27 protein-coding genes are annotated in these 23,936 nt (G+C 34.4%); 17 read left to right on the top strand and 10 right to left on the bottom strand.

Features of this window, described 5'->3' with window-relative positions:
* Positions 1-230: 230 nt before the first annotated feature.
* The 8 genes from Q0871_RS17750 (at position 231) to Q0871_RS17715 (ending at position 7,364) form a co-directional block, all read left to right on the top strand.
* Positions 231-848: a hypothetical protein gene (locus tag Q0871_RS17750; RefSeq protein ID WP_299326108.1), complete on the top strand. Its 618-nt coding sequence runs from the start codon at positions 231-233 to the stop codon at positions 846-848.
* A gap of 273 nt (positions 849-1,121) precedes the next feature.
* Positions 1,122-1,637, top strand: coding sequence for a phosphohydrolase (locus Q0871_RS17745; RefSeq protein ID WP_299326107.1), 516 nt, complete (start codon positions 1,122-1,124; stop codon positions 1,635-1,637).
* Positions 1,638-1,854: 217 nt separating this feature from the next.
* The gene (locus Q0871_RS17740) at positions 1,855-2,421 is read left to right on the top strand and encodes a Crp/Fnr family transcriptional regulator (RefSeq protein WP_299326105.1); all 567 of its coding nucleotides are present in this window, start codon (positions 1,855-1,857) and stop codon (positions 2,419-2,421) included.
* Between the two features lie 81 nt (positions 2,422-2,502).
* Positions 2,503-3,006: a RidA family protein gene (locus Q0871_RS17735; protein WP_299326103.1), complete on the top strand. Its 504-nt coding sequence runs from the start codon at positions 2,503-2,505 to the stop codon at positions 3,004-3,006.
* Positions 3,007-3,010: 4 nt separating this feature from the next.
* Positions 3,011-3,787: a DJ-1/PfpI family protein gene (locus Q0871_RS17730; RefSeq protein ID WP_299326101.1), complete on the top strand. Its 777-nt coding sequence runs from the start codon at positions 3,011-3,013 to the stop codon at positions 3,785-3,787.
* A gap of 158 nt (positions 3,788-3,945) precedes the next feature.
* Entirely contained in the window at positions 3,946-4,914 is a 969-nt protein-coding gene (locus Q0871_RS17725; protein ID WP_299326099.1) for an MBL fold metallo-hydrolase, read from the top strand.
* Between the two features lie 118 nt (positions 4,915-5,032).
* Positions 5,033-6,166 carry an amidohydrolase gene (locus tag Q0871_RS17720; RefSeq protein WP_299326097.1) on the top strand — a complete coding sequence of 378 codons (1,134 nt, stop codon included), beginning with the start codon at positions 5,033-5,035 and terminating at the stop codon, positions 6,164-6,166.
* A gap of 61 nt (positions 6,167-6,227) precedes the next feature.
* Positions 6,228-7,364, top strand: a complete 1,137-nt coding sequence (locus Q0871_RS17715) for a formylglycine-generating enzyme family protein (protein ID WP_299326095.1) — start codon at positions 6,228-6,230, stop codon at positions 7,362-7,364.
* A 10-nt stretch (positions 7,365-7,374) separates the two neighbouring features.
* On the opposite strand, the gene Q0871_RS17710 is transcribed toward Q0871_RS17715, so the two are convergent.
* Positions 7,375-8,070 (bottom strand): LytTR family DNA-binding domain-containing protein, encoded by a 696-nt coding sequence (locus Q0871_RS17710; protein WP_299326093.1) that lies wholly within the window; start codon positions 8,068-8,070, stop codon positions 7,375-7,377.
* 221 nt (positions 8,071-8,291) lie between these two features.
* On the opposite strand from Q0871_RS17710, the gene trxB reads away from it, so the two are divergent.
* Positions 8,292-9,269 carry a thioredoxin-disulfide reductase gene (gene trxB, locus Q0871_RS17705; protein WP_299326091.1) on the top strand — a complete coding sequence of 326 codons (978 nt, stop codon included), beginning with the start codon at positions 8,292-8,294 and terminating at the stop codon, positions 9,267-9,269.
* A gap of 73 nt (positions 9,270-9,342) precedes the next feature.
* On the opposite strand, the gene Q0871_RS17700 is transcribed toward trxB, so the two are convergent.
* From Q0871_RS17700 to Q0871_RS17670, 7 genes are all read right to left on the bottom strand, one after another.
* Positions 9,343-9,789, bottom strand: coding sequence for a hypothetical protein (locus Q0871_RS17700; protein WP_299326089.1), 447 nt, complete (start codon positions 9,787-9,789; stop codon positions 9,343-9,345).
* A gap of 132 nt (positions 9,790-9,921) precedes the next feature.
* Positions 9,922-10,962 (bottom strand): aminotransferase class I/II-fold pyridoxal phosphate-dependent enzyme, encoded by a 1,041-nt coding sequence (locus Q0871_RS17695; protein ID WP_299326087.1) that lies wholly within the window; start codon positions 10,960-10,962, stop codon positions 9,922-9,924.
* A complete protein-coding gene (locus tag Q0871_RS17690; RefSeq protein ID WP_299326085.1) occupies positions 10,962-11,975 on the bottom strand; it encodes a dipeptide epimerase in 1,014 nt (337 codons plus the stop codon). Before Q0871_RS17690 ends, Q0871_RS17695 begins: the two co-directional genes overlap by 1 nt.
* 90 nt (positions 11,976-12,065) lie before the next feature.
* On the bottom strand, positions 12,066-12,797 hold the full coding sequence (locus tag Q0871_RS17685) for a head GIN domain-containing protein (protein ID WP_299326083.1): 732 nt from the start codon (positions 12,795-12,797) through the stop codon (positions 12,066-12,068).
* A 113-nt stretch (positions 12,798-12,910) separates the two neighbouring features.
* Positions 12,911-14,701, bottom strand: coding sequence for a PspC domain-containing protein (locus tag Q0871_RS17680; protein ID WP_299326081.1), 1,791 nt, complete (start codon positions 14,699-14,701; stop codon positions 12,911-12,913).
* A gap of 2 nt (positions 14,702-14,703) precedes the next feature.
* On the bottom strand, positions 14,704-15,039 hold the full coding sequence (locus Q0871_RS17675; protein ID WP_073245975.1) for a PadR family transcriptional regulator: 336 nt from the start codon (positions 15,037-15,039) through the stop codon (positions 14,704-14,706).
* Between the two features lie 183 nt (positions 15,040-15,222).
* Entirely contained in the window at positions 15,223-15,705 is a 483-nt protein-coding gene (locus tag Q0871_RS17670; RefSeq protein WP_073245173.1) for a DUF4870 domain-containing protein, read from the bottom strand.
* Between the two features lie 194 nt (positions 15,706-15,899).
* On the opposite strand from Q0871_RS17670, the gene Q0871_RS17665 reads away from it, so the two are divergent.
* From Q0871_RS17665 to Q0871_RS17650, 4 genes are all read left to right on the top strand, one after another.
* Positions 15,900-16,361, top strand: coding sequence for a DUF4442 domain-containing protein (locus Q0871_RS17665; RefSeq protein ID WP_299326075.1), 462 nt, complete (start codon positions 15,900-15,902; stop codon positions 16,359-16,361).
* 5 nt (positions 16,362-16,366) lie between these two features.
* Positions 16,367-16,882 (top strand): hypothetical protein, encoded by a 516-nt coding sequence (locus tag Q0871_RS17660; RefSeq protein WP_299326073.1) that lies wholly within the window; start codon positions 16,367-16,369, stop codon positions 16,880-16,882.
* A 62-nt stretch (positions 16,883-16,944) separates the two neighbouring features.
* A complete protein-coding gene (locus tag Q0871_RS17655; protein WP_299326071.1) occupies positions 16,945-17,742 on the top strand; it encodes a TIGR00266 family protein in 798 nt (265 codons plus the stop codon).
* Positions 17,743-17,830: 88 nt separating this feature from the next.
* Positions 17,831-18,484, top strand: a complete 654-nt coding sequence (locus Q0871_RS17650) for a DUF2461 domain-containing protein (protein ID WP_299326069.1) — start codon at positions 17,831-17,833, stop codon at positions 18,482-18,484.
* Between the two features lie 488 nt (positions 18,485-18,972).
* Here Q0871_RS17650 and Q0871_RS17645 read toward each other — a convergent pair whose 3' ends face one another.
* A complete protein-coding gene (locus Q0871_RS17645) occupies positions 18,973-20,517 on the bottom strand; it encodes a M81 family metallopeptidase (protein ID WP_367275161.1) in 1,545 nt (514 codons plus the stop codon).
* Positions 20,518-20,721: 204 nt separating this feature from the next.
* Here Q0871_RS17645 and nudK point away from each other — a divergent pair, with 204 nt between their 5' ends.
* Positions 20,722-21,303 carry a GDP-mannose pyrophosphatase NudK gene (nudK, locus tag Q0871_RS17640; RefSeq protein WP_299326064.1) on the top strand — a complete coding sequence of 194 codons (582 nt, stop codon included), beginning with the start codon at positions 20,722-20,724 and terminating at the stop codon, positions 21,301-21,303.
* Positions 21,304-21,327: 24 nt separating this feature from the next.
* Positions 21,328-21,828: a peptide-methionine (S)-S-oxide reductase gene (locus Q0871_RS17635; protein WP_299326062.1), complete on the top strand. Its 501-nt coding sequence runs from the start codon at positions 21,328-21,330 to the stop codon at positions 21,826-21,828.
* Here Q0871_RS17635 and Q0871_RS17630 read toward each other — a convergent pair whose 3' ends face one another.
* Positions 21,829-23,097, bottom strand: a complete 1,269-nt coding sequence (locus Q0871_RS17630; RefSeq protein ID WP_299326060.1) for a D-alanyl-D-alanine carboxypeptidase/D-alanyl-D-alanine-endopeptidase — start codon at positions 23,095-23,097, stop codon at positions 21,829-21,831. It abuts the gene before it with no gap.
* Between the two features lie 144 nt (positions 23,098-23,241).
* On the opposite strand from Q0871_RS17630, the gene Q0871_RS17625 reads away from it, so the two are divergent.
* Together Q0871_RS17625 and Q0871_RS17620 are read left to right on the top strand one after the other, a co-directional pair.
* Positions 23,242-23,439 (top strand): hypothetical protein, encoded by a 198-nt coding sequence (locus tag Q0871_RS17625; protein WP_036155302.1) that lies wholly within the window; start codon positions 23,242-23,244, stop codon positions 23,437-23,439.
* A gap of 192 nt (positions 23,440-23,631) precedes the next feature.
* The gene (locus tag Q0871_RS17620) at positions 23,632-23,934 is read left to right on the top strand and encodes a hypothetical protein (RefSeq protein WP_299326056.1); all 303 of its coding nucleotides are present in this window, start codon (positions 23,632-23,634) and stop codon (positions 23,932-23,934) included.
* Positions 23,935-23,936: the final 2 nt, after the last annotated feature.

Raw genomic sequence — 23,936 nt, 5'->3', positions numbered from 1 at the left:
GGTAATCCTTTTTTCCTTGCATAAATAAAGTTAAGCAAAAACAGTATTTTTATCAAGGACTTGTGCAACAAGCACAACGTATGAAATTAATTGCTAGTGCAAGCCTACTTACGAAAGTCCTCGCAGACTTTCTATCTGTGATTTATTTGCTAACTTTAGTACTTAAAACACTCAACTAATCTTATACAATCACGTTAGCTTTAATCTTGAAACGACCTAAATAAAAACTTATGGAAGAATTTAAAGATGTCTATAAAAATATCACAGTAGACAATTCAAGTGAAGAAATAAAAAAAATATTACAAATTGCAGAAGGAAATTATGAATCTATACTTTATTTAGAAGGAGATATTATTCTAAATGAAAGCTTAGATTTTGAATTTATAGAAGAGTTTTGTGTAGATAAAAATCTTGAATTTCAAATTATTATAGTTAATGGTAATTTAACAGTAAATGGTCGTATTAATCTAAGTGAATATCATCCGGGTTTAATTGTTACAGGACACACTAAAGCACACACGTTAGAAGGAGGTGATTGCGAAATTCATATCCAAGATGGAATAATTGATTACTTTGTTCTTGGTAATTTTAATAGTGGCATTTTACATACAAAAAAAATAAAAACTCAATTTATTATTAATAATGAACACCATCTCATCGTTGATTGTGAAGATGCAATTTTCATCAATATTGGTTCTTCATTAGTTGATAACTATAAATACCATTATTCACGTTCAGATTTATCTTCAAAATTTATACCAGAAGTAATATTCGAAAAATATTTAGATAATGATGAATTTTATAACTTTTTAAAAGCAGGCAAAGAAGTCTTTAAATCTAACCATTGAATCAAAACTGATATTAAGAAGCAAACGAATCATTTTAATAAAACACTAAAGCTAATAATGTATAAAAAACATAGGGCGTTTGTGCTAAGCCGAAAGTTCTGTGAATATTAACAAAGTCCGATAAATATAAAACTTGGTATTTATACTAAAAAAGATAAAAGCAAAATATTTGTATTTAGCTAAGTAATAAACCGAAAGGAAAGTACTTATCACCTGCCCTACGTTTTTTATACTAGCCGTTGTGCTTAATGCCAAACAGAACATAAAGATTTAATGAAAAAATTAGAAAAGACAAAAGAATACGCTATTCGAAAACATAAAGAAGCAAATCATAAATACGACGAATACGATTATGATTTTCATTTAAATATGGTATTTGAAATAGCAAAAAAATTCATCCATTTAGTTGAGCCAACTGAACAAGAAAATGTATTTGCTGGATGTTGGGTTCACGATATAATAGAAGATGCAAGGGAGACTTACAATGATGTCAAAAAAGAAACAAATGAAACTATAGCTGAACTTGCTTACGCTTTAACAAATGAAAAAGGCCGAAATAGAGCCGAAAGAGCAAATGAAAAATATTATAAAGGAATTAGAGAGACTAAAAATGCATCATTTATTAAATTTTGCGATAGAATTGCAAATGTGACACATTCGAAAAATAATCGTTCTCGAATGTTTGATAAATATAAGGATGAAAACGAGAATTTTATTGCGAATATATATATTCCTGAATGTCAAGAAATTTCGGAACATTTAAAGGAATTATTCAAGGAAAAACACTAAGCACAACAGTGTATAAAAAACATAGGGCATTTGTGGCTTAACCGAAAGTTTGGGCATATTTACAAAGTCCGCTAAATATAAAATATGGCGTTTATAGAAGAAAAGATAAAAGCAAAATATTTATATTTAGCTAAGTAATAAACCGAAACGAAGTGCTTATCAACTGCCCTAAGATTTCTTATAGGAGACGTTGGGGTAATTTTGAAAACATCAAAATTTGAAAGAATTACACACCTATTTTAATACCATTTCACCAATTGAAGAGTATACTTGGCTTGCGGTGAAAAGTGTTTTTAGGGAGCACTCTTTGAAAAAAGGCGACTATTTTGTTGAAAGTGGTGATATCGCTACAAAATTTGGATTTCTTAAAAAGGGTGTCATTAGAGCCTTTTATCGAAATAATGAAGGTTCAGAATACAACAAACACTTCTTTGTTGAAAATAATATGGTTGGAGGGTATTCTTCATTGGTAAGTCAACAACCAAATAAAATAAATCAACAAGCTCTTACAGATTGTGAATTGCTCATTGGTAACTACAAAAGAATAACTGCACTATTAAATCAACATCAAGATTTGGAAAGGCTTTTGAGAAAGATGGCAGAAGGCTATTTTGTAGACAAAGAAAAACGTGAAGTAGAAATAGTACTACTTGATGCCAATAAACGATATGCGATATTTCAAAAAGAATATCCACAATTAGAACAACTAATTCCTCAATACCAAATTGCATCTTACCTTGGTATTACCCCAACGCAACTTAGCCGTATTCGAAGTCAGAAATAAGTTTGGCGTATTTTCTTTACATATGTAAATGTATTCCAATAAAGGGTGTACTTACTTTGTTTCATCATTTAAATAACAAATATGACACAAAGAATAGTTTCTATTCTATTGCTAACAGTTTTGTTAGCGTGTACAGCATCAGAAAATGTAACCTCTCAAAAAGCGAATACGATGGAAAAGGAAGAAATTAGTTTTATCAATCCTAATGAATTATTTAATCCGCAGCAAAACGGATTTTCACATATTGTAAAAATCCCACAAGGAAAAGAACACTATTATTTTTCTGGTCAATGGGCTTCAGATAGCGACGGCAAATTAATTTCCAAAGACTTTAAAGAGCAAGTAAGTAAAACCGTGGTTAATGTTAAAGCAGCTCTTAATGCTGCAGGATTATCATTAAATGATGTAGTAAAGCAGACGGTTTATATTGTGGATTTTACACCAGAGAAAAAAGAAATGTTAGTTGATGCTGCATCTAAAGAATGGAGAGTTAAAAATTTTCCGGCTAGTACCATAGTACCGGTGCCACTTCTCGCTACAGCACCTAATTGTTTAATAGAAATAGAAATCATTGCAGCTAAATAGATTTATGAAAATACTAATATTAATAATGACTTTTATGGCTAGTATTTCACTCACTTCACAAAATAAAAAAGTATTGTTTGTTCTAAGCGCAGCTGATACTTTAGAGTTTAATAATGGACAGAAAAAGAGGCAAACAGGTGTTTTTTTAAATGAGTTTTACTTGGCTTATAAATTTGTAGTTGCGCAAGGATATAGGGTAGAGTTTGCAACACCTAACGGACTCATTTCTACGATTGATGAAGAAAGTTTAAACGACAAATACTGGAAGAACCAGGTAGAAGTCAAGACTGAAGCTTTAGCGTTTGTCAAAAAGGACAGTGCTTATAACAAGCCTATAACCCTTGAAAAGGCAATTGAAAATGAGAGTGATTATATAGGGTTGCTCATACCTGGTGGTCAAGGATTAATGGTGGATTTGATGTATGATGCGCATATACCAATTTTACTGAAGCAATTTGCAAAAGACAATAGACCTACGGGACTCATTTGTCACGCTCCAAGCTTACTACTTACTATACCAAAGGATGTAAACCCTTATATAGGCTACAAGGTCAATTCCGTTTCTCCCACAGAAGAATTTGTTATTGAAAAATTTATAATGAAAGGTAAACCTACAAATAGAAAAATTGCCAGACAATTGAAGAAACTAGGTCTAAAATATAAAAGCGGTTTACCGAAAGCAAATTTTGCGGTAAAGGATAGAAATTTGGTAACCAGTCAGAATCCATTTTCTAGTAACAGTTTCAAAATGCTTTATTTACAAGCATTAGAAGAGTATTAAATCGGCATTACATTTTCAAAGATGAGCTTAAAGAAGTATTTAATTTTATAATTATTCTATCAGTATATGCTAACTTGTACATTACTTTTATAGTCTAAGCTGATTTCGGAAAATATTGCAACAAAAGCTTTAACTAGCTGGTAGATTTTAATAAAAAAATGAATAAGTACACTTTAGTTTTTATCCTATTAATAGTCCTCTCTTGTTCTAATAAATCAACAACCAAACAATCTTTGCAACAAGAACAAAGTCATGTTGTTGAAAATACTTCTATCGTAATTCTAGGTAACGTTCAAGATGCTGGTTCTCCACAAATTGGTTGTAAAAAAGAATGTTGCGCTGATTTATTTGAGAATCCAGATGCTCAGAGAAAGGTTGTGTCATTAGGTGTAATAGATACCGACAATCAGAAAACCTATCTTTTTGATGCTACTCCAGATATTGCCCAACAAATGAAAATGCTTACCCAATATGAACCAAAAAGCGATAATGAAGTAGTAGATGGTATTTTTCTGACTCATGCCCACATTGGGCATTACACAGGTTTAATGTATTTGGGCAAAGAGGCTATGGATGCCAACGGGACTCCAATTTATGCAATGCCTAAAATGGAGGAATTTCTTCTACACAATGGACCATGGGATCAGCTTGTAAAAAGAGAAAATGCTGTTCTTAATGCAATGGTTCATCAAAATGCCGTTGAGCTGTCGCAAGAAATTATGGTAACACCATTTTTAGTACCGCACAGAGATGAGTATTCAGAAACGGTAGGGTATCATATTCAAGGTCCGAATAAAAGTGCACTGTTTATTCCTGATATCGATAAATGGGAAAAGTGGGAAAAAGATATTGTTGAAGAAATACATAAGGTAGATTATGCATTTTTAGACGCCACTTTTTATAGTGGAAAGGAAATTAATAATAGAGATATCAGTGAAATTCCGCATCCCTTTGTTGTTGAAAGTTTAGAGAAGTTTAAAGGGTTGAATGATAAAGAAAAAGGTAAGATAGTTTTTATTCATTTCAATCATACAAATCCGTTATTGAATCCCAATAGTGAAGAAACCCAAATCGTTCTTGATAAAGGTTTTAAAATAGGAAGAATCAATGACATTTTTGAATTGTAAGAACGGTGAAAACCTAATTTTTCAGTCTCGAAAAAAATATCAAAAAACATTTTTTCTTATTGAATATACTAGCCTCTTATAAACATTATTATTGGTTATAATAAGTATATTTAAATCTATGAATGAGACTTTGGTTCAACTTAGAAAACAACTACACCAAAACCCTGAGCTTTCAGGTAAAGAAAATGCTACAACAAACTGTATTATTGAATTTGTAAAACAATATAGTCCTACCGCTATTATAAGCGGCATTGGTGGGGCAGGGGTAGCGGTTGTATATGAATTTGATAAAAATGGACCAACGGTTGCTATTCGTTGCGAGTTAGATGCCTTACCGATAATTGAAGAGAATACATTTGCGCATAAATCTGATAATTACGGAGTGTCTCATAAATGTGGTCATGATGGTCATATGACTATAGTAGCTGGATTAGCTAATTGGTTGTCAGAAGCTGAGTTTAAAAAAGGAAAAGTTGTTTTACTTTTTCAACCTGCCGAAGAAACAGGAGAAGGAGCAGCGAAGGTCTTAGAAGATGAAAGGTTTCTAAATCTTGATATAGATTATGTTTTTGCGCTTCACAATTTACCAGGTGAGAAAATGCATTCTATCATTGTAAAATCAAGTTTCTTTACGGCTACAGTACAAAGCTTCAGTATTCATTTAAAAGGAAAGAAATCGCATGCTTCTGAGCCAGAAAACGGAATCAATCCTGCGTTGGCAGTGGCAGAATTAATTCAAATAATTGCCACGTTTGAAAAACCTAATGCTCATAGTAGTGATTTTGCTATTTTGACCCCAATTTGTATTGATTTAGGGGAGAAGAATTACGGTATTTCTCCCGAAAATGTAGAATTACATTATACTATTCGTACTTGGAGCGGCGAAGTAATGTCCACTTTAGAAGATAAAATAAAACAAGCTGCAAATGAAATTTCCAATACACATCAATTAAAAGCGAAAATAGATTGGTTTGAGTTTTTCCCAGCTTCCGATAATAATACAGAGTGTGTTTCATTCATTGAGAAAGTAGCGAATCAAAATAGTATTGAGTTAGTTGAGCATCCGAGGTCATTGAAATTTGGAGAAGATTTTGGATGGTTTTCATCAAAATATAAAAGTGCCATTTTTGGCTTAGGAGCTGGGGAAGATCAACCTGCCTTACATCATGCTGACTACGATTTCCCCGATGAGCTCATAGATACGGGACTTTTAATGTTTAAAGGTTTAATTACTGAGGTTTTAGAGAATTAATCCGTTCGTTAAATTCTTGTTATTAGAGTAGAATTTTAAGAAGAGAAAGTATATTTAGAGCATGAATAAAAGTGTGCAGTTTTTAGTTTTGGGTTTATTGATATTTGGAATGGTAAACTGCAAGTTAGAATCCAAAGAAAACAAAGTCCAAGAAAAGATAGCAGACAAGGTTGAAGCAACTGCACAGGTCGTGGAGCATACCTTATTAATCGAAAAACCAGACGGAGTTACTGCTCCAGATGGCATGGTTTGGGTTGCTGGTGCGACTTTTAAGCAAGGTGCCGTAGATACTGATAAAGCGGCAATGGATCACGAAAAACCAGCAGTTGATGTAACAGTTGACGGATTTTTTATGGATGCCACAGAAGTAACCAATGCCCAATTTGCGGCATTTGTAAAAGCTACAGGATATATAACAATTGCAGAAAAGGGAATAGATTGGGAAGAATTAAAAAAGCAAGTACCACTAGGTACCGAAAAACCACACGATTCTATATTACAACCAGGGTCATTGACATTTAAAAAAGCGAAATCAACAGTCCCAAATCTATATGATTTCTCTCAGTGGTGGAACTGGACGATTGGTGCAGATTGGAAACACCCAAACGGACCTAAAAGTAGCATTAAAGGCAAAGATAATTACCCTGTAGTCCAAGTGTCTTATGAAGATGCAGTGGCGTATTGCGAATGGGTAAATAGACGTTTACCGACAGAGGCGGAGTGGGAGCTGGCATCTAGAGCAGGTTCTTATGGTACCATCTATAATTGGGGTGATGATGAATCTGTATTAAAGGAAAAAGCAAATACTTGGGAAGGTGAGTTTCCGGTAGAAAATACAATTGCGGACGGCTTCGAGTTGCGTGCTCCGGTGAAATCATATCCTCCAAATGCATATGGTCTATATGACATGGCAGGTAATGTTTGGGAATGGACGAGCGATTGGTATAATACTAATTACTATAAAGAAACGAAGGCTAAAAATACCGTATTGGTGAATCCTAAAGGAGCTGAAAGCCCGTTTACACCAAATAATCCATTGGCGAAAGAACGCGTAATAAAAGGCGGTTCTTTTTTATGCAATGCATCGTATTGCGCTAGTTACCGTGCATCGGCAAGAATGGGTTCTAGTATGGATTCTTCTTTAGAGCATACCGGGTTTAGAACAGTTGCTACATCAGATATGTTAGAAAAAGAGTAAAGCTATAATCTTAATCTAGGCAATTTAAAAGCTGGTCGAGTTCAACTATTTTGGCTCGGCTAATCGGAATTTTCTTATTCTTAATTTCAATGAATTCGTGGTTATAGCGCTCTACCATTTTTAAATTAACGATATACGATTTATGAATTCGTATAAAATTCTCAGAGCCAAGTCTTTTATTAAAAGCATTCATGGTAGAGAGAATAATGTAGTTGCGTTCTTCAGTGACCACCTTTACATAGTCGCCCAAAGCTTCAACATATAATATGCCGTGCATATTAAGTTCCACCTGCTTAAGATTGTGCTTTACTACTAATTTGCTTTCGGGTTGTTTCTTTTTTATCGATTTCGCCTTATCAATTGCTTTCGTAATAGCAGCTTCAAACCTAGTATTGCTAAAAGGCTTTAAAAGAAAGTGCGTCACATTAAACTCAAAAGCGTTAAGGGCATATTTCTTATTCTGACTAGTAATAATTACCTGCGGATGAATTGTTAGTCCGGCTAAAAACTCGAATCCGTTCATTGCGGGCATTTCAATATCAAGAAATAAGAAATCTATCTTCAAGGCATTTACCTCTACTAAGCTTTCAGTACTCGCACTAGAAGAATGTAATAGCTTTAAGCTTTTATTTTTGTCAATAATTTGCTCAAGAAGTTTTCGCTGCGTGCTAGAATCTTCTATGATAGCGCATTTAAAGGTTTTCATTCGATAATAATATAAGTTCTACTATACATACGTAAAGAATGGGGGAAAGTTCATTTTTCTTCAATTTAATTTGAACAAAAAGTTAGAAAAACAGGCGAAAAATAGTAAATAGTTATCTTCATAGCTAATATTCGTATAAAAACTTTTGATAACTATATTGTAAGTTTTTAGCTCAAAAACCTACTTTTGTAGTAGAGAATTTAATAGAACCACTTGATATTATGTCTGATAAAATAGAACGTGTAAAAACATTAATTATAGGATCTGGTCCTGCAGGGTATACAGCAGCTATTTATGCTGCCCGTGCAGATTTAAAACCTGTTATGTATACAGGTATGGAGCCAGGGGGTCAATTGACCACCACGACTGAAGTAGATAATTTTCCAGGATACCCAGAAGGTATTGACGGACCTACGATGATGGTACAATTACAACAACAAGCTGAACGTTTTGGTACCGAAGTTAGAATTGGTATGATAACTTCAGTTGAGTTTTCAAAAGAAAAAGGAGGTATTCATAAAGTAGTTGCCGATGGTGAAAAGCAAATAGAAGCTGAAACTATTATAATTTCTACAGGTGCATCTGCTAAATATTTAAATATTCCTAGTGAGCAACGTTTACGTGGCGGCGGAGTTTCTGCTTGTGCGGTTTGTGATGGCTTTTTCTATAAAGGACAGGATGTAGCAATCGTTGGTGCAGGTGATACAGCAGCAGAAGAAGCTTCGTATTTAGCTAATATTTGTAATAAAGTGACTATGTTGGTTCGTAAAGACGAAATGAGAGCGTCAAAAGCAATGCAGCATAGGGTTCACAGCCTTAAAAATATTGAAGTACGCTACAATACAGAAGTAGATGAAGTTTTGGGTGACCAAGTTGTTGAAGGATTGCGTATGGTAAATAACCAAACAGGTAAGAAAGAAGAAATTGCCATTACTGGCATATTTATAGCCATTGGGCACAAACCGAATACTGATATATTTAAAGGTCAGTTAGATATGGATGAAACGGGTTACCTTATTACAAAAGGTAAGTCTACCAAAACTAATTTACCAGGTGTATTCGCTAGTGGAGATGCTCAAGATAAAGAGTATAGACAAGCGGTTACAGCTGCTGGCTCAGGTTGTATGGCAGCATTAGATGCAGAGCGTTACTTAGCATCAATTGGTTCTGTAGAAGAAGCAATTGCAGATAAGTACTAGTGTATAGAATAGTTTAAAATATAAAAGAGCCCATTCGTTAGAATGGGCTCTTTTATTTGTTGAATGTATTAAGTTAATCTATTCTTACGTAGTTTTCAGAGAATGTTCTGTTGCCTTCTTCATCTAAACTTATTTGACTGAATCTATCGTCGTTAAGTTGAAGCTCAAAAGTGAAAATTCGCATGGTATCCATAGCTTGAATCATTTCATTATCGCCATATTCTAGCGTTTCCATTAGTTTGTCATCTTTAAGATTATAAGTGCCATAGCCGAATCTGCCAACTTTATCTACTGGCACATATCTAGACCACATAATCTTACCGTTATAGTACATTTTAACCTGTCTATACCCATCGGCAGTTGGTATGGTATCAATTACTTCTTGTCCGTCATAATTATAAAAGCTTTCCAGTTCCCATGTACCTTGAATGGTATGCATGTAATTTTCGTTGATGGAATTTGTTGAGGCGGCCGATACCAATATCAGCATCAACAATACCAATCCTATAGTTTTTTTCATAGTGATAAGGTGTTAGTTAATAAAAGGGTTGAATGTGTAGTAAAAAGATACGAATTAAATATTAGAATTTAACAAAAAAAATACACTATAATTACGAATAACCTAATGGTATTTAAGTAATTATAGTAATTACTACAGATTTGAAGAGTTTGAATTGAGAATAGTGCAAATTTTCAAGATGTCTTCATTGGTGTGAGAAGCGCTTAAAACTAAACGACTCATGAGGGAATCATTTTCTGTTGGATATCTAAAATTGGTCACTATAATACCGTTATCTTCTAGATAATTGGCAAGGATTTCATTTTGAAAATTAAAGGTCGGATGCCCCTCGGCGTAGACAAATAGAGACCTATTTGATACGTTTTTCAAGAATAGATCCATATTATTTGCCAATTGCATTCTTTTAGTTGCTATAAGCGAACTAGCATCTCTTAATGTTGCTAAAGAAGCAGGTGTTGCGGGACTTGCACCACCAAAAAACTGCGTATTTTTTAGCGCATTAATCATATTATTACTGCTAAATATTGCTCCGGCTTGAATACCAAAACCTTTACCTAAAGAGCAAGAAACCAAAAGTTCTTTCGGTGCCAGTGATTGTAAAAATTTGAAACTACCTCCACCATTTTCTCCAGTAATTCCTATCCCGTGAGAATCATCTACGACTAGAATTATATCTTTCAGTACTAGGTTTTTAAGGAAGTTGTACTCCGGATAATTATCGCCGTGAAAATCGATACTATCTAAAAAGAGTACGGGTGTTTTGTTAGAATTAAGGTTGATTGCATTTTCAAGCTCGTTCCAGCTTTGAAATATTTCTTGATGATTTCTATATAAGGCAGAATGCGTGTTTGGCGCATAGTATAATTGGTAATCGGGCTGACTGAAATAGTTGCACACCAACTGACCAGCCAGATAACCAGACGACATAGTTACACAAGTTTCACTGCCAATTATTTCAGCTAAATGGGCATCTACTTCATCAAAAATCGATATTCTAATATTAGATTTACGAGAAGCACTGTAAGCCGTACCGTATTTTTTAATATTATTGATGAACAACGATTGAAACTCGGCATCAGTTTGTAATCCTAAATATGAAGTGCCACCAAAGTATAGGTATTCCTTACCGTTAATGGCAATAGTTCTATCGGGAAATTCATCAATAGTAAACATTAATCTAATAGTTGAACACCGCTACCGGCTAGTTTTGGGAAGATAACTTTTCCGTCAGGTTCAATATGTACTCCCGTTGCAATATCACTTTTTAATAACAAAGCACCATCCATATCCACATAATCTAATTGCGGAATCAACTGCGCAATAGCTGAAATGCCTACGGTAGATTCGGTCATACAGCCCACCATAACACTTATTCCTAATTCTTTAGCCTTTTTTATCATACGTAGGGCAGGGGTGAGTCCGCCACACTTGGTCAATTTAATATTAATACCACTAAAATGTAATGCACATTTTTCTACATCACTTTCTACAATACAGCTTTCATCGGCAATTACAGGTAAAACACTATGGTGCATAACCTCTTCCATGCCAGACCAATCATCAGCTTTTAATGGTTGTTCTAAAAATTCCACTCCCAACTCTTTTAAAAGAGGGGCATTGTGAATAGTTTCTGTAGCGGTCCAAGCACAATTGGCATCTATTCTAAAAATAGCATCTGTATGTTTTCTTAATTCGCGAACAATAGCAACATCATCACTAGTACCTAGTTTAATTTTATAAATAGGCCAGGGCATCTCCTGCATTTTAGCTAACATAACTTCAATGGAAGCGATACCAATAGTGTAATTTGTAGTAGGGTATTCTTTAATACTGGTACCCCAAATCTCATATAGCGGCTTACCAAGTAATTTGCCATAAAGGTCATGAGCAGCCAAGTCTAAAGCGCAAATAGCAAAATTAGATAACCCTTTACTCACTAAAAAGGCATGAAAAACTTCTGGCTTTGTAAATTCAAATTCTTGAATTTCAGGAGAAATGGCATTAATTTCTGCCATCATACTCTGTGTAGTAATTTTGTAATACGGATTAGAGGTAGCCTCTCCATATCCTGTTTTTCCGTCTAAAGTTAAAGAAGCAATCATAGTATCTTGAAAATCATGAGATTCTCTTGAGATGCTAAAGGTGTGCTTTAATGGTAATGTATATTTTTTAAGGTCTACTTGCATACCACTAATATACAGATTAGGTATAGACTAAAAAATGAAAACCCACTGATATTTCAGTGGGTTTTAAAGTTGAATTGATTGATGTGATTTTTAATATTTGTGCACGCTACCAGAAACCGATTTGTTCTTTTGAACCGATGGGTCACCTTTGTAAGATATGTTACCACCACTAGAAGCTTCTGCTGTTAAGTCGTCGGTAACATCAATACTTATATTTGCACCACTACTGGCATCTGCAGTAGCCACTAAAGTAGTTAAGTCATTCGCCTTAATATTTGCGCCGCTACTAGCGTCAACATATACTTCTTTGGCAATACCTTCTAAAGAAATGTTTGCACCGCTACTGGCATCAATATCCATATTCGTAACGTGTACATTAGCATTAATAATGGCACCGCTACTTGCATCGACTTCTAATTTATCTGATTGAATTTTATTTTCAGTAGTTAAATGAGAACCGCTTGAAGCATAAAGTCCAGTCACGTCTGGCATGGTTACATATATCTTTTTAGTAGAACGGCCAATGTTTTCGATACAGTGAATTTTTAATTTTCCGTTTTTAATATCCGTTCCAATTAAGTCAATGATATTTTCATCTGCTTCAACTGCGATATCAAGGTCTGCGCCTTGAGTAACAAATACCTCTAAACCTTCAGAAGCTGATACTTCTGTAAATTCTCCGGTAATTTCTCTGGTTTCTTCAACGACTACGCCGTTGCCTTTTTCTCCAGAACCAAAATCTCCAAAGTTAATATCAAAGCCACAAGATGAAAGTAATAGGGCTAATACGAGTGCTACTGTTATTCTTACTAATGTTGTCATGATTGTTCGTTTTTTGATTGATTATTATTTTATGATGATGTAAAAATGATTGTTTTTTAACTCCTTTTCTATTTATAAATACTGAACTGTTGTTTAAGATGCCTGAACTGTAATTAGTTGATACTATCGTTGGTATTAACTTTTACGCCATTCTCATCTAACTTCATTTTAAACGATTCTCCGTTATCATTTACGTCAATGTCAATTCCGTTTTCGTTGATAATGATTTTACCTTTATCGCCATTATCATTAATGTTGATATCGATGCCATTTTCATTGATATTGATGCGATTAGAACCAGAATCATCTTCATCTTCCATTTCAATAAAATCAGGACAGTCTAGACATTCAAGCTCTCCGCTTTTCGTCATTTTCCAGATATAGCCTTCTAGACCTTCAACATCTCTATCGGTATTTACGGTCGTAATCCAATCTCTAGAATTTGTTTGGTCATAGGTTAAAATGGTACCTACTGGTAAGAATATATTAACACGTACCTCTTGATCTTTAAACTTAGGACCCTGTGTGGTCAAGTAATCATCAAAAGAGATGGTATTACCGTTTACTTCATATTCATAAATTATTTGGCTAGCAATATCTTTTGCTTCTCTATTAGATGGTCCGTCAGCTTCCTTTCTGATTTGAACACGAACCAAGGTGTCTTTAGACTTACGAATACGGAATCTAACATCATCTGAAACCAATACTTTATTACCGGCTTCGTCATAAGAAATAAAGGTATCGCCCATATGCATATCCTTTTCATAATCGTACTCATCGGTAGACACTAACCTAATATTTAAAGTATCTGAAGGCATGATAGAAGTAATTTCACTTTCTACAGAAGTACTACCTGTATATGCATGTGCTGCAGCTTCTCTAATACCAAAGACGACCAAACATATAATTGAGATCAGCCATAATCCTAATAAAGAGAATTTAGCAACTGTACCAATTGACTTTAAGTTATTTACCAATATTTTTAATCCTAAGTACATTAAGAAGAAAAACGGAATACCGATGGCAAAAAATGCCAATAACGATACTACCCAAATTGGTAGGTTGGTAGAGTTAACTACATTATAGAAATCAATACCAGGTACATGAATGATATCTAAAATACCAACCGTAAACATGCCAACAAAGAGTCCTATTAATGTAGCGGCACCAATGATAACTAATAGTATACCAATGAATTTGCCGAAGATTTTGAAAAGGAACATTACGATATCACCAAAGGTGTCAAAAATCGTTTTACCTCCTTTTTTGACGGTGTCACCTACTTTTTCATAGTCAACACTTTTTACACGATCCGCTACGTCATCAAAACCCTCTTTAACCTTACGCTCAATATTACTGATATTTACAGTCTCACCGCTCATATCTAATTTTTGAGCCGTAGTTCTAGCTTCAGGAATTAGGATCCAAAGTAAACCGTATATAAAGATGAATCCGCCCCAAGTGAAAATGGTCAAGAAAATCCAAAGTAAGCGAATCCATAACGGATCAATACCGAAGTAATGTGCTAAACCAGAAGATACACCGGCAACATATTTCTTTTCAGTATCTCTATATAGCTTTTTTACTCTTTCTTTGGCTGAAGCAGTTTTGGCTCTAGGCTCATCTTCAAAGATGTCTTCATCGACCATGTAATCTTCAGGTTGCCCCATAATGGCGATAACTTCATCTACTTCTTTTTGAGTAATTACCTGTCTTTCATTCTCTAATTTATCATGAAAAAGTTCGGCTATGCGAGCTTCTATATCTGCAATGATTTCATCGCTACCCGGTGTGTTGGCAAAAGAACGTTTTACAGATTCTAAATACCTACGCATTATATTGTATGCCTCTTCGTCTATATGGAAGAGCATGTTTGCTAAATTTATATTTACTGTTTTGTTCATGATTAGCTGTTTTTTGAGTTGGTTACCAGGTTGGTGGCTTTTCTTAATTCGTCCCAAGTGGTATCTAATTCTTTAAGAAAAAGTTTACCGGTCTCGGTTAGGGTGTAGTATTTTCGTGGCGGTCCAGAAGTAGATTCTTCCCAACGGTAGTTTAGAAGACCCGCATTCTTTAATCTGGTCAGTAGCGGATAGATAGTACCTTCCACTACAAGCATTTTTGCATCTTTTAGCGTTCCTAAGATTTCAGAAGCATATTTATCATGCCCATTTAAAATGGACAGGATACAATACTCCAAAACCCCTTTGCGCATTTGTGCTTTCGTATTTTCTACATTCATAATCTCTTTTTGCTTTTTATGCAGTCCCGCTTTCGGAGGGGATTGCTCCATTGTGTCTGTTGTCTGCATAGGTTAACTGTTCGTTTTTTGTTTGATGAATAAACATCCTGATTGATTTTTTGATTGATTAATAAACTCTTAAAGGTGTGATGAATACCCGATATATAATGTAAACTGATGATTCTATTTTATAAATTTTATAGTGAAAGGATATTCAAAAACTTCACCTTCATTTGTTTTTATAGTAGCTAATATGGTATAAACGATATTGATAATAAATAAGGCTGATTGTGCCAAGCCAAGTAATGCTACAGGTATCATCCACGGACCAAAAAAGTCATCAGAATCAAAATTAAAATTGATGTTATTGAAACTGTGAATATTTGAAAAGCTGAAATGATCAAAATCGAAAATATTAGGAAGAAAGCCACCTAAGAAAAAAGGGATGCTAACCATACCTACTAGAATAGAGTAGAGGAGTATACTAATTTGAAAATTCAGCGCTTGTTTACCGTTATGATCTACAAATTCATATTCTTTTTTACTTGCCGTCCATAAAACTAGAGGAATGATGAAGTTCCCGAACGGAAAAAAGAATTTAGAGAACGTACTTGCATGTATTAATGCAGAGAGGTTTCTTTCGTGTTTTGTTACTGATTCTGTCATGATTGATTCGTTGGTGATGATGATTGATTATAATACTATGTAAAAGCCAATTACTTTGATTACCTATTAACTTCCTATGCAAATATATGTCTAAAAAAAGGTACTATGTAACACATAGTACTAATATTTAACAATAAATTAACATTTTAGTATGCTGCGAATAATAGTTATTTTTATAAAAATATTTAGATAAAATGGCGGTAACACCTAGTAAAATCAATATGTTCTCATTTTTTAAACTACCGTCTGCATGGTGGTGTGGGGTACGTTTAAGAGAAATAGATAAAAACAGGTCAGTAGTAACGGTAAAGCACAGATGGTTTAACCAGAATCCGTTTAACTCTATGTTTTGGGCTGTTCAAGGTATGGCAGCAGAGTTGACAACTGGGGCTTTAATGATAGATCAAATTGAAGCGACAGGAAAGAAAATCTCCATGTTGGTAGCGAACAACACCGCAAACTTTTCAAAGAAAGCAACAGGTAGAATTACATTTAGTTGTGAAGACGGACACTTAATTAAAGAAGCTTTAGATAAAACGATTGCTACCGGAGAAGGACAAACCGTTTGGATGAAATCTGTTGGAGTAAATACCGATGGAGTAGTGGTAAGTACCTTTAAGTTTGAGTGGACGTTAAGATTGAAGAAGAAAAAATAGTCACAATGAAAGAAGTAATACGGTTTAAGGAAACACAAAAATTTACACAATGGTGGTTGTGGTTGATTATCCTTGCGCCTATAATTTTAGCAGCTTTTAATATTATAAGTAGTATTCTATATGTATCTGGCGGTTACACTCCTGGTGTTTCAGGAAATGTGAGCATGTCATGGATATCGGCAAGAGTATCTATGTTTCAATTTGTATTAGTACTAATTTACATACTTACCATTTTATTTTTGGCACTATCTAAACTTAAGGTTGTAGTAATAAACAATTATATTAAAATTCGTCATCTGTTATTTTTTAAAAAAGTGATCGGTTTTAATGATATAATGGATTATCAAATAACCAATTATGATTTTGTAGGTTATGGTATTAGAAAAACTAAAAAGTACGGTACCGTCTATAATGTAAAGGGTAAAGAAGGAGTCGCTTTTACACTTGAAAATGGAGAGAAATATCTTATTGGGTCGCAAAAGGCAGAACAGTTTTTGAAATCCCTTTCAAAAAATAATTGATTTGATGTAACAAAACGTCTACTTCCTGCAACTAATAAGCATCAATCAAAAACAAAATACACATGAACGCACACGAAATAGATTACGAGATTTTTGGAGAAGAAATGCAATACGTTGAAATAGAGCTAGACCCACAAGAAGCAGTTGTTGCCGAAGCTGGTAGCTTTATGATGATGAATACCGATGTTAAAATGAACACCATTTTTGGTGATGGTAGCAATCAAGATAATAGTGTTTTAGGGAAAATTTTCTCTGCAGGTAAACGTATGCTCACGGGCGAGAGTCTGTTCATGACTGCATTTTTAAACATAGGTCAGGGTAAAAAGAAAGTGAGTTTTGCTTCTCCGTATCCAGGTAAAATTCTACCAATTGACCTTTCTGAAATGGGCGGTCGTTTTATATGCCAGAAAGATGCCTTTTTATGTGCAGCTCAGGGAGTATCTGTAGGTATAGAGTTTTCAAAGAAATTAGGCCGCGGTCTTTTTGGTGGTGAAGGTTTTATCATGCAAAAATTAGAAGGTGACGGAATGTCTTTCATACACGCTGGTGGAACTTTAGCTAAAAAGACATTAGGTCCTGGTGAAGTATTAAAAGTAGATACCGGTTGTATCGTTGGTTTTACAAAAGATGTGGACTATGATATAGAGTTTGTTGGCGGAATACGAAATACCGTTTTCGGTGGTGAAGGTTTATTCTTCGCAACTCTTCGCGGGCCAGGTACTGTCTACATTCAGTCTTTACCATTTAGTCGTTTGGCAGGTAGAGTTCTAGCATCTATACCAAGAGGAGGAAAAGATAAAGGAGAAGGTAGTATTCTAGGTACACTTGGTGACATTGTTGGTGGAGATAATCGATTTTAAAAATAAAATATAACTCAAGTTCAAGTATCAAGCTCAAATACATAAGCTTTGTAGTTGAAATTGATACTTGAGTTTGAACTTGTAGCATATGAGTTTCAACAACCTAATAGAATTTCTTAAAGAATTACAGAAAAACAATTCAAAGGAATGGATGGATGCCAATCGTAAATGGTACCACCAAGTTCGTGATGAATATATCGATTGGCTTAATAGTATGAATACTAGATTATCTGATATTGATGACGAATACTATGATACTCCCGGTAAAAAAGGAATCAACCGTATTAATAATAATCTGATGTTTCATCCAAACAAACCGGTATATAAAGACCATTTTGGAGCGGGATTTGACAAAAAACCTAAGACGGCAGATTTCTATTTTGAGTTGGGAATTGAACGTTGCATTTTCGCTGGTGGATTATGGAGACCTGAGTCAAAAGTATTACGAAGTGTTCGTGATGCTATTGATTACGACGGTGAGGACTTTGTAAAAATATTGAATAAAAAATCTTTCAAAACTCGTTTCGGTAATCTATACGAAGATGCCAAATTAACCAACGCACCTAAAGGTTTTGATAAAGATCATAAACATATAGAATTACTCAAAAATAAGACTTTTGCCGTATTCCAAGAGTTTTCCACAAAGGAAACCAACAAGGCTTCTTTTGATGATGAATTAATAAACGCCTATAAAGAAATGCTTCCGTTTAGGCGTTATTTGAACAAAGCGATTACGGTTTAATACTAATTTTAATAAAAACTATTCATTGCAATTAATTTAGCCTTTGCCAAAACCAATCAAATAAAAAATTAATCACATATAATACAGGTATTAATAATATTCCAATTAACAATCTATTTTCAAGATCCCCAATGCGGGAGGTTACTATTCCTTTTCTATAAAGCAAGTAATATATTATTAAACTCATAATTATTGAAACGAGCATAATGTATTTAAATGGATCTGTATCGTTCATTAGAACAAAATTGAAATTAAGCATAAGGTGATAATAAATATCCAAGCTGATTTTCTTTCTATCCTAGATTCAATAGCCTATTACATAATACTTGCTGAATGATTTTCAAAATTTATATTTTACAAAAAGCTTCCTATCAAAAGAATTATTACAAGAAGCGTAGCTATTCCAATACTAAATATAAAAAGGTAACCTATAATTTTTCGCCATTTTTTACTAGACATATTGAACAAACATAAGTTATTTATCTAAGTTATTTAGCATCAGCTGCAGGAATCCATCTTACTTTTAAATCTGGTTGCGTCATAGTACTATCTAAAGGAAACATAGGTCTTTTAATTCTTTTATACCCTAAACGGTTAAGATCTTGGTCCACTCCTCCGGGAGTAAGCGCCATGGTCCAATCACCACGTATATCGTACAACTCAGGAACTAGGTAGCCAATTTTTACGACAACAACATCAGAATTTTTCGGGTCTAATCCTAAATTGGTAAAATCACTTAAGTGGTGATAAGGTTTCCGTTTTTTAGTAACAATCACATCAATATTTCCAACCTTAACGACCACTTCAACTTCCGCATTTACATCACCTTCTTTTATGGCTTTAATCGTTCCGTCCAGTAATAAAGGTCCGGCAAATCTATGATCTACGGCGGCACCAGCTTCCGCTTGAATTTTCCCGCCAACACCAATTTCTAGTGCTTTTTCTACGAATTCTGGTCCGGGTATAGAAGCATAGATTAAAGCCTTTCCGTTTTTAGATGTAAATTCAGGTCTTGCTAATAATTCTTTTAAAGTCCACGTAACATCACCGGCACCACCAGCGGTAGGGTTATCGCCCATATCGCTTATCATATAGGGTTTTTTATCACTTGCCAAAGCAAGTTTTAAGCTTTCCTCCAGGGTTGTGGTTGGCGCTACAAATTCAAATTCATTACGTACATCCCAAAAACTTTGAGCTAATTTCTCTGCACCTTTTTCAACCTTTTCCTTATCATCGCCTGTAACCATTACAACTGCATGGTTACGTGGCTCATCTGCCCAAGCATAACCGATCCAAATGGCTGCATCAATTACGCCGTCTTGATCGGCAACCGTTGGTACTATGGCATAAAGACTTTTACCAGGTTCTATACGTGTACTTGTTTTTTCTCCGGGTAAAAGTATAGGAACAGGAACCCAAGCTTTATAAGTAGGTTTTCCTTTGCCGCTTTCTAATCTATCTATTAAATTGGTAACCGCTCTCTTTTTAGATTCAATAGCATCTTCATGTGGCGCCATTCTATAACAGGTAATTAAATCGGTATTTTCAGCTAAACGTTCAGATACATTACCGTGCAAATCCATCGACGTAGAAATTAATACATCATCACCAATAACTTCACGAATACGTACTATAAAATCACCTTCAGGGTCATCTAGACCAACAACGCTCATTGCACCGTGTATGTCAAAGAAGAGTCCGTCATATGGCTTATTTTCCTCCAGTAGGTTTAAACTTTTAGTTACCAAAGACTCATAAGCATCGCGGGTTACAGTTCCGCCAGGTAAAGACTTACCTACAAGAGTTGGTACCCATTCCGCTCTATTTCTGTTTAAAGAATCTGGTTGTAAAAATGGGTATCTGGAGAAAACCGAATCGCCCACTTTTGCGTGAAAAGCCTCTTCGGTAGAAAGGGCAGGTGAGAAGGTGCTACTTTCAATACCTAAACCGGCAATAGCAATTTTTGGTAGTTCTTTGATTTCTTCTGATGACTTATCGTCTTTACAAGAGGTTGTATATACTAAAAGTAAAATGGCGTAGACGTAGAATTGTTTCAAGGTAGTGGAAGTTTATGTTTGCATTGAAAAGATAAATAAAAAGAGTTTTAAATAGCAAGAGATTTTGCTGGATAACCATTTTTAAGCTATTAAGGTAATCTTATGGAACATGTAAGCAATTTATTTACGATTTACATTTTACTACTTTATCTTTATGAACGAATTTAAAATTCAATTGAATTGAAAAACGGAAGCATAAAAGACGTAGAAAAAAAACTACTTTCTGATAATTGGTATACGCTAAATAAATATACATTCAGCTATCAACGACCTGATGGCACTTGGGAAAAACAAGAACGTGAAGCTTATGATAGAGGCAATGGTGCTGCCATTTTATTATATAACTCTAAAAAGAAGACTGTTGTGCTTACCAAACAATTTAGAATGCCAACGTATGTAAATGGTAATGAAGACGGAATGATGATCGAAGTTTGTGCAGGACTCCTAGATGGTGATAACCCAGCTGATTGTGTTCGTAAAGAAACCGAAGAAGAAACAGGGTATAAAATCAGTAATGTACAGAAGGTATTTCAAACCTACATGTCGCCGGGTTCGGTGACCGAGATAGTGTATCTTTTTGTAGGAGAGTATGATGAAAGTATGAAAGTCAGTGATGGTGGTGGTGCGGATGATGAAACTGAAAATATTGAGGTTTTGGAATTAGATTTTAATGATGCTATGAAGATGGTAGCTAGTGGAGAGATTAAAGATGCCAAAACCATTATGCTGTTACAACATGCAAAGCTATTTTCGTTAGTTTAAAGTTTGATATGCGACTCTTCTAATATGAATAAAGTCTTTAAAGTCGGATTTGGAGGTGGTTGTCATTGGTGTACCGAAGCTGTGTTTATGGCACTCAACGGTGTTGAAAAGGTGGAACAAGGCTTCATTGCTCCGAAGGAGAACCCAACAGATTTTTCCGAGGCTGTAATCGTCCATTATAATGCTGCAGTTATTTCGTTGAAAGATTTAGTAGCGATTCATTTGGACACCCATAAAAGCACCGAAAATCATTCTATGCGAAATAAGTACCGTTCAGGTATTTATTTTTTTAAACAGGCTGATGAGCTTGTATTAAAGGGAATTATGACTGACGTACAACAAGATTTTAAAACTTCGTTGATTACAGCAGTTATTCCATTTGGGGCATTTAAATCTTCTGAAGAACGTTTCCAAAATTACTATTTTAACGATACTGAGAAGCCTTTTTGTAGAACACATATTTCCCCTAAAATTAAGTTGTTGAAAGAGAAATATGCCAAACATGTGTCAGCAAAAGTCCAATAGTTAGTAGGTATCTCTAAGTGTTTGAAGCATTTGTTCAAGTCTATCTCGTTCTTCTGTTGTAGATTGTTTAAAGTGATTGTTCATGAAACTGAAAATCAATACTTTTCCTGAGTTTGCAACCAAGTATCCGCTAAGGCAGTAGTTATTACTTAGGCTTCCAGATTTAGCAAATACATAAGGTTTCTTATCTCCTGCAAATCTATTTTTTAAAGTACCCGATAATCCCCCGGCAGGGAAAATAGAAAATAAACGTTCTTGAGGTACCATTTTATATAATTGGTCTAAAACCGAGACCATGTTCTGCGGAGTAAACAGATTGTATCGCGAGAGTCCCGATCCATCTACCCACCTAGGTTCTTGATTTAAATTTTTTAGTTCATTTTCTAAAATATAACTTCTAGTTAGTTTTCCATTTAAGGTGTCCGTGAGAACACCTGCAGATACGAGTAAAAGTTGTTCTGCAATAAAATTATCGCTTTCGTGCATCATGCGCACGTAAAGCGAATCGGCATTACTACCGTACAATGTTTGCTTTTCGCCTACAGGCATTGTTGTAGCGATACCAACCTTTTTGGAAAGCAAATTCTCTAAAATTGATTTTGTAGTCTGATTACTTGTAATAAACGGAGTTTCTAATGTATCCTTTCTTGTCGGTGGATAATAAAATAAATTTGAAGTCTCATTTCTATTGTTCTTATGGGTCAATTCTAAAATACTGTCCTTAAAATAAGAAGGAGAAACCATGAGCACCGGATTCTTATTCGTAATCACTACATTACCATTTATGGGTAGCGCACTTTTCTCTGCAGAATAATACCATTGGTAATCATCCCATGCCCAACCTGGTCCGTATTTTTCATCTTGAAAGTTATCAGAAACAAATACGAGGTTATGATGTCTCTCAAGAAATTTTAAACCTGTTGAGTCTTTTATATACCGATGTAAAAACGAAGGGTCACCGGTACCTTCAAAATACAAAGTGTCATTTGCTTCAATATATTTTAAAGCGGGTATCTGAATTGGCAAGATTTTAAGCGCTGCGTAAAGTGTAAAAATTTTGGTATTACTGGCAGGAATAAAATACTTATGACTGTTATTGGTATATATAGTGTCTTTCGTTTCTGCATCTATTACCAAAACACCAGTAAACTGATTTTGATAAAATAAAGATGACAACTGTTTGTTAAAATCTTTTCGTATAATAGATTTTGTTGAAGTACAGGCGGAAATAAGTATTAAAATAACTATAATAAAAAGAAAATTCTTCATGAATTCGAAATTACAAAATTGCATACTTATGAATGCGATAAAAATTTAACATGTAGGTAAGTACTTTAACTTTTTGTATACAATATTACAACTGCATTTCTGTTTATCTTTATACAACAACAAATCTATTAATCTAACAACAACATGTCTAAGTCTATGCTAGAGTATAGTAAAACAGTACTTAAAAAGGTTAGTTTTGATACCTTACTATTTTGTAAAGAGTTGAAGAAAGCCTTAACGACGTTACTACCCGAAGAGGTAGAGGAGTTAAAAGTTTGGTTAGAAAGTTTTATAACTGATAAACCAGAATTACATCAAAGTTTAGTTTATTTAAAAGCATAATAGAGAGCCACTTAAAGTGGCTCTTTTTTTTTGAGACAACCTTTTATCTATTTTGGTATCTAGTATTAAAAAGGAACAATGAAACTAAAGTTTACTATTATATTTTGTGCAATATGATTTATAGCATGTGAAAGTGATGATGCTTTTGATGACACACCAATTGATAACCCGAGTTTATTAGGTGAGTGTCTTTTGACAGCATCTTATGTAAGTCCAGGTGATGCTACGGAATGGAAAGATGTTGAAGAAGGGTATCGCTATTTCTTCGATGAATCTGGTAACTACGACAGAACCGATTTTAATAAAGAAGTACTGAATTCTGGCGATTATGAAATTACAGACGAAGAACTTTATCTGTACTTTATAATTGAAGGTAAAAAAGATACTCTAGGGTATAGCGCAGATTTTAATGAGAGTAAAACAAGATTAACGCTATCGCCATCTTACCCAGGTATTTGTATTGAAGGTTGTTTGTACAGGTTTGAAAAACAATAGGT

It is taken from the genome of uncultured Maribacter sp. (assembly GCF_947500985.1).
Classification (GTDB): Bacteria; Bacteroidota; Bacteroidia; order Flavobacteriales; family Flavobacteriaceae; genus Maribacter.
The sequence above is the reverse complement of the archived record's forward strand: the minus strand, read 5'-3'. Positions and strand labels throughout refer to the sequence as shown.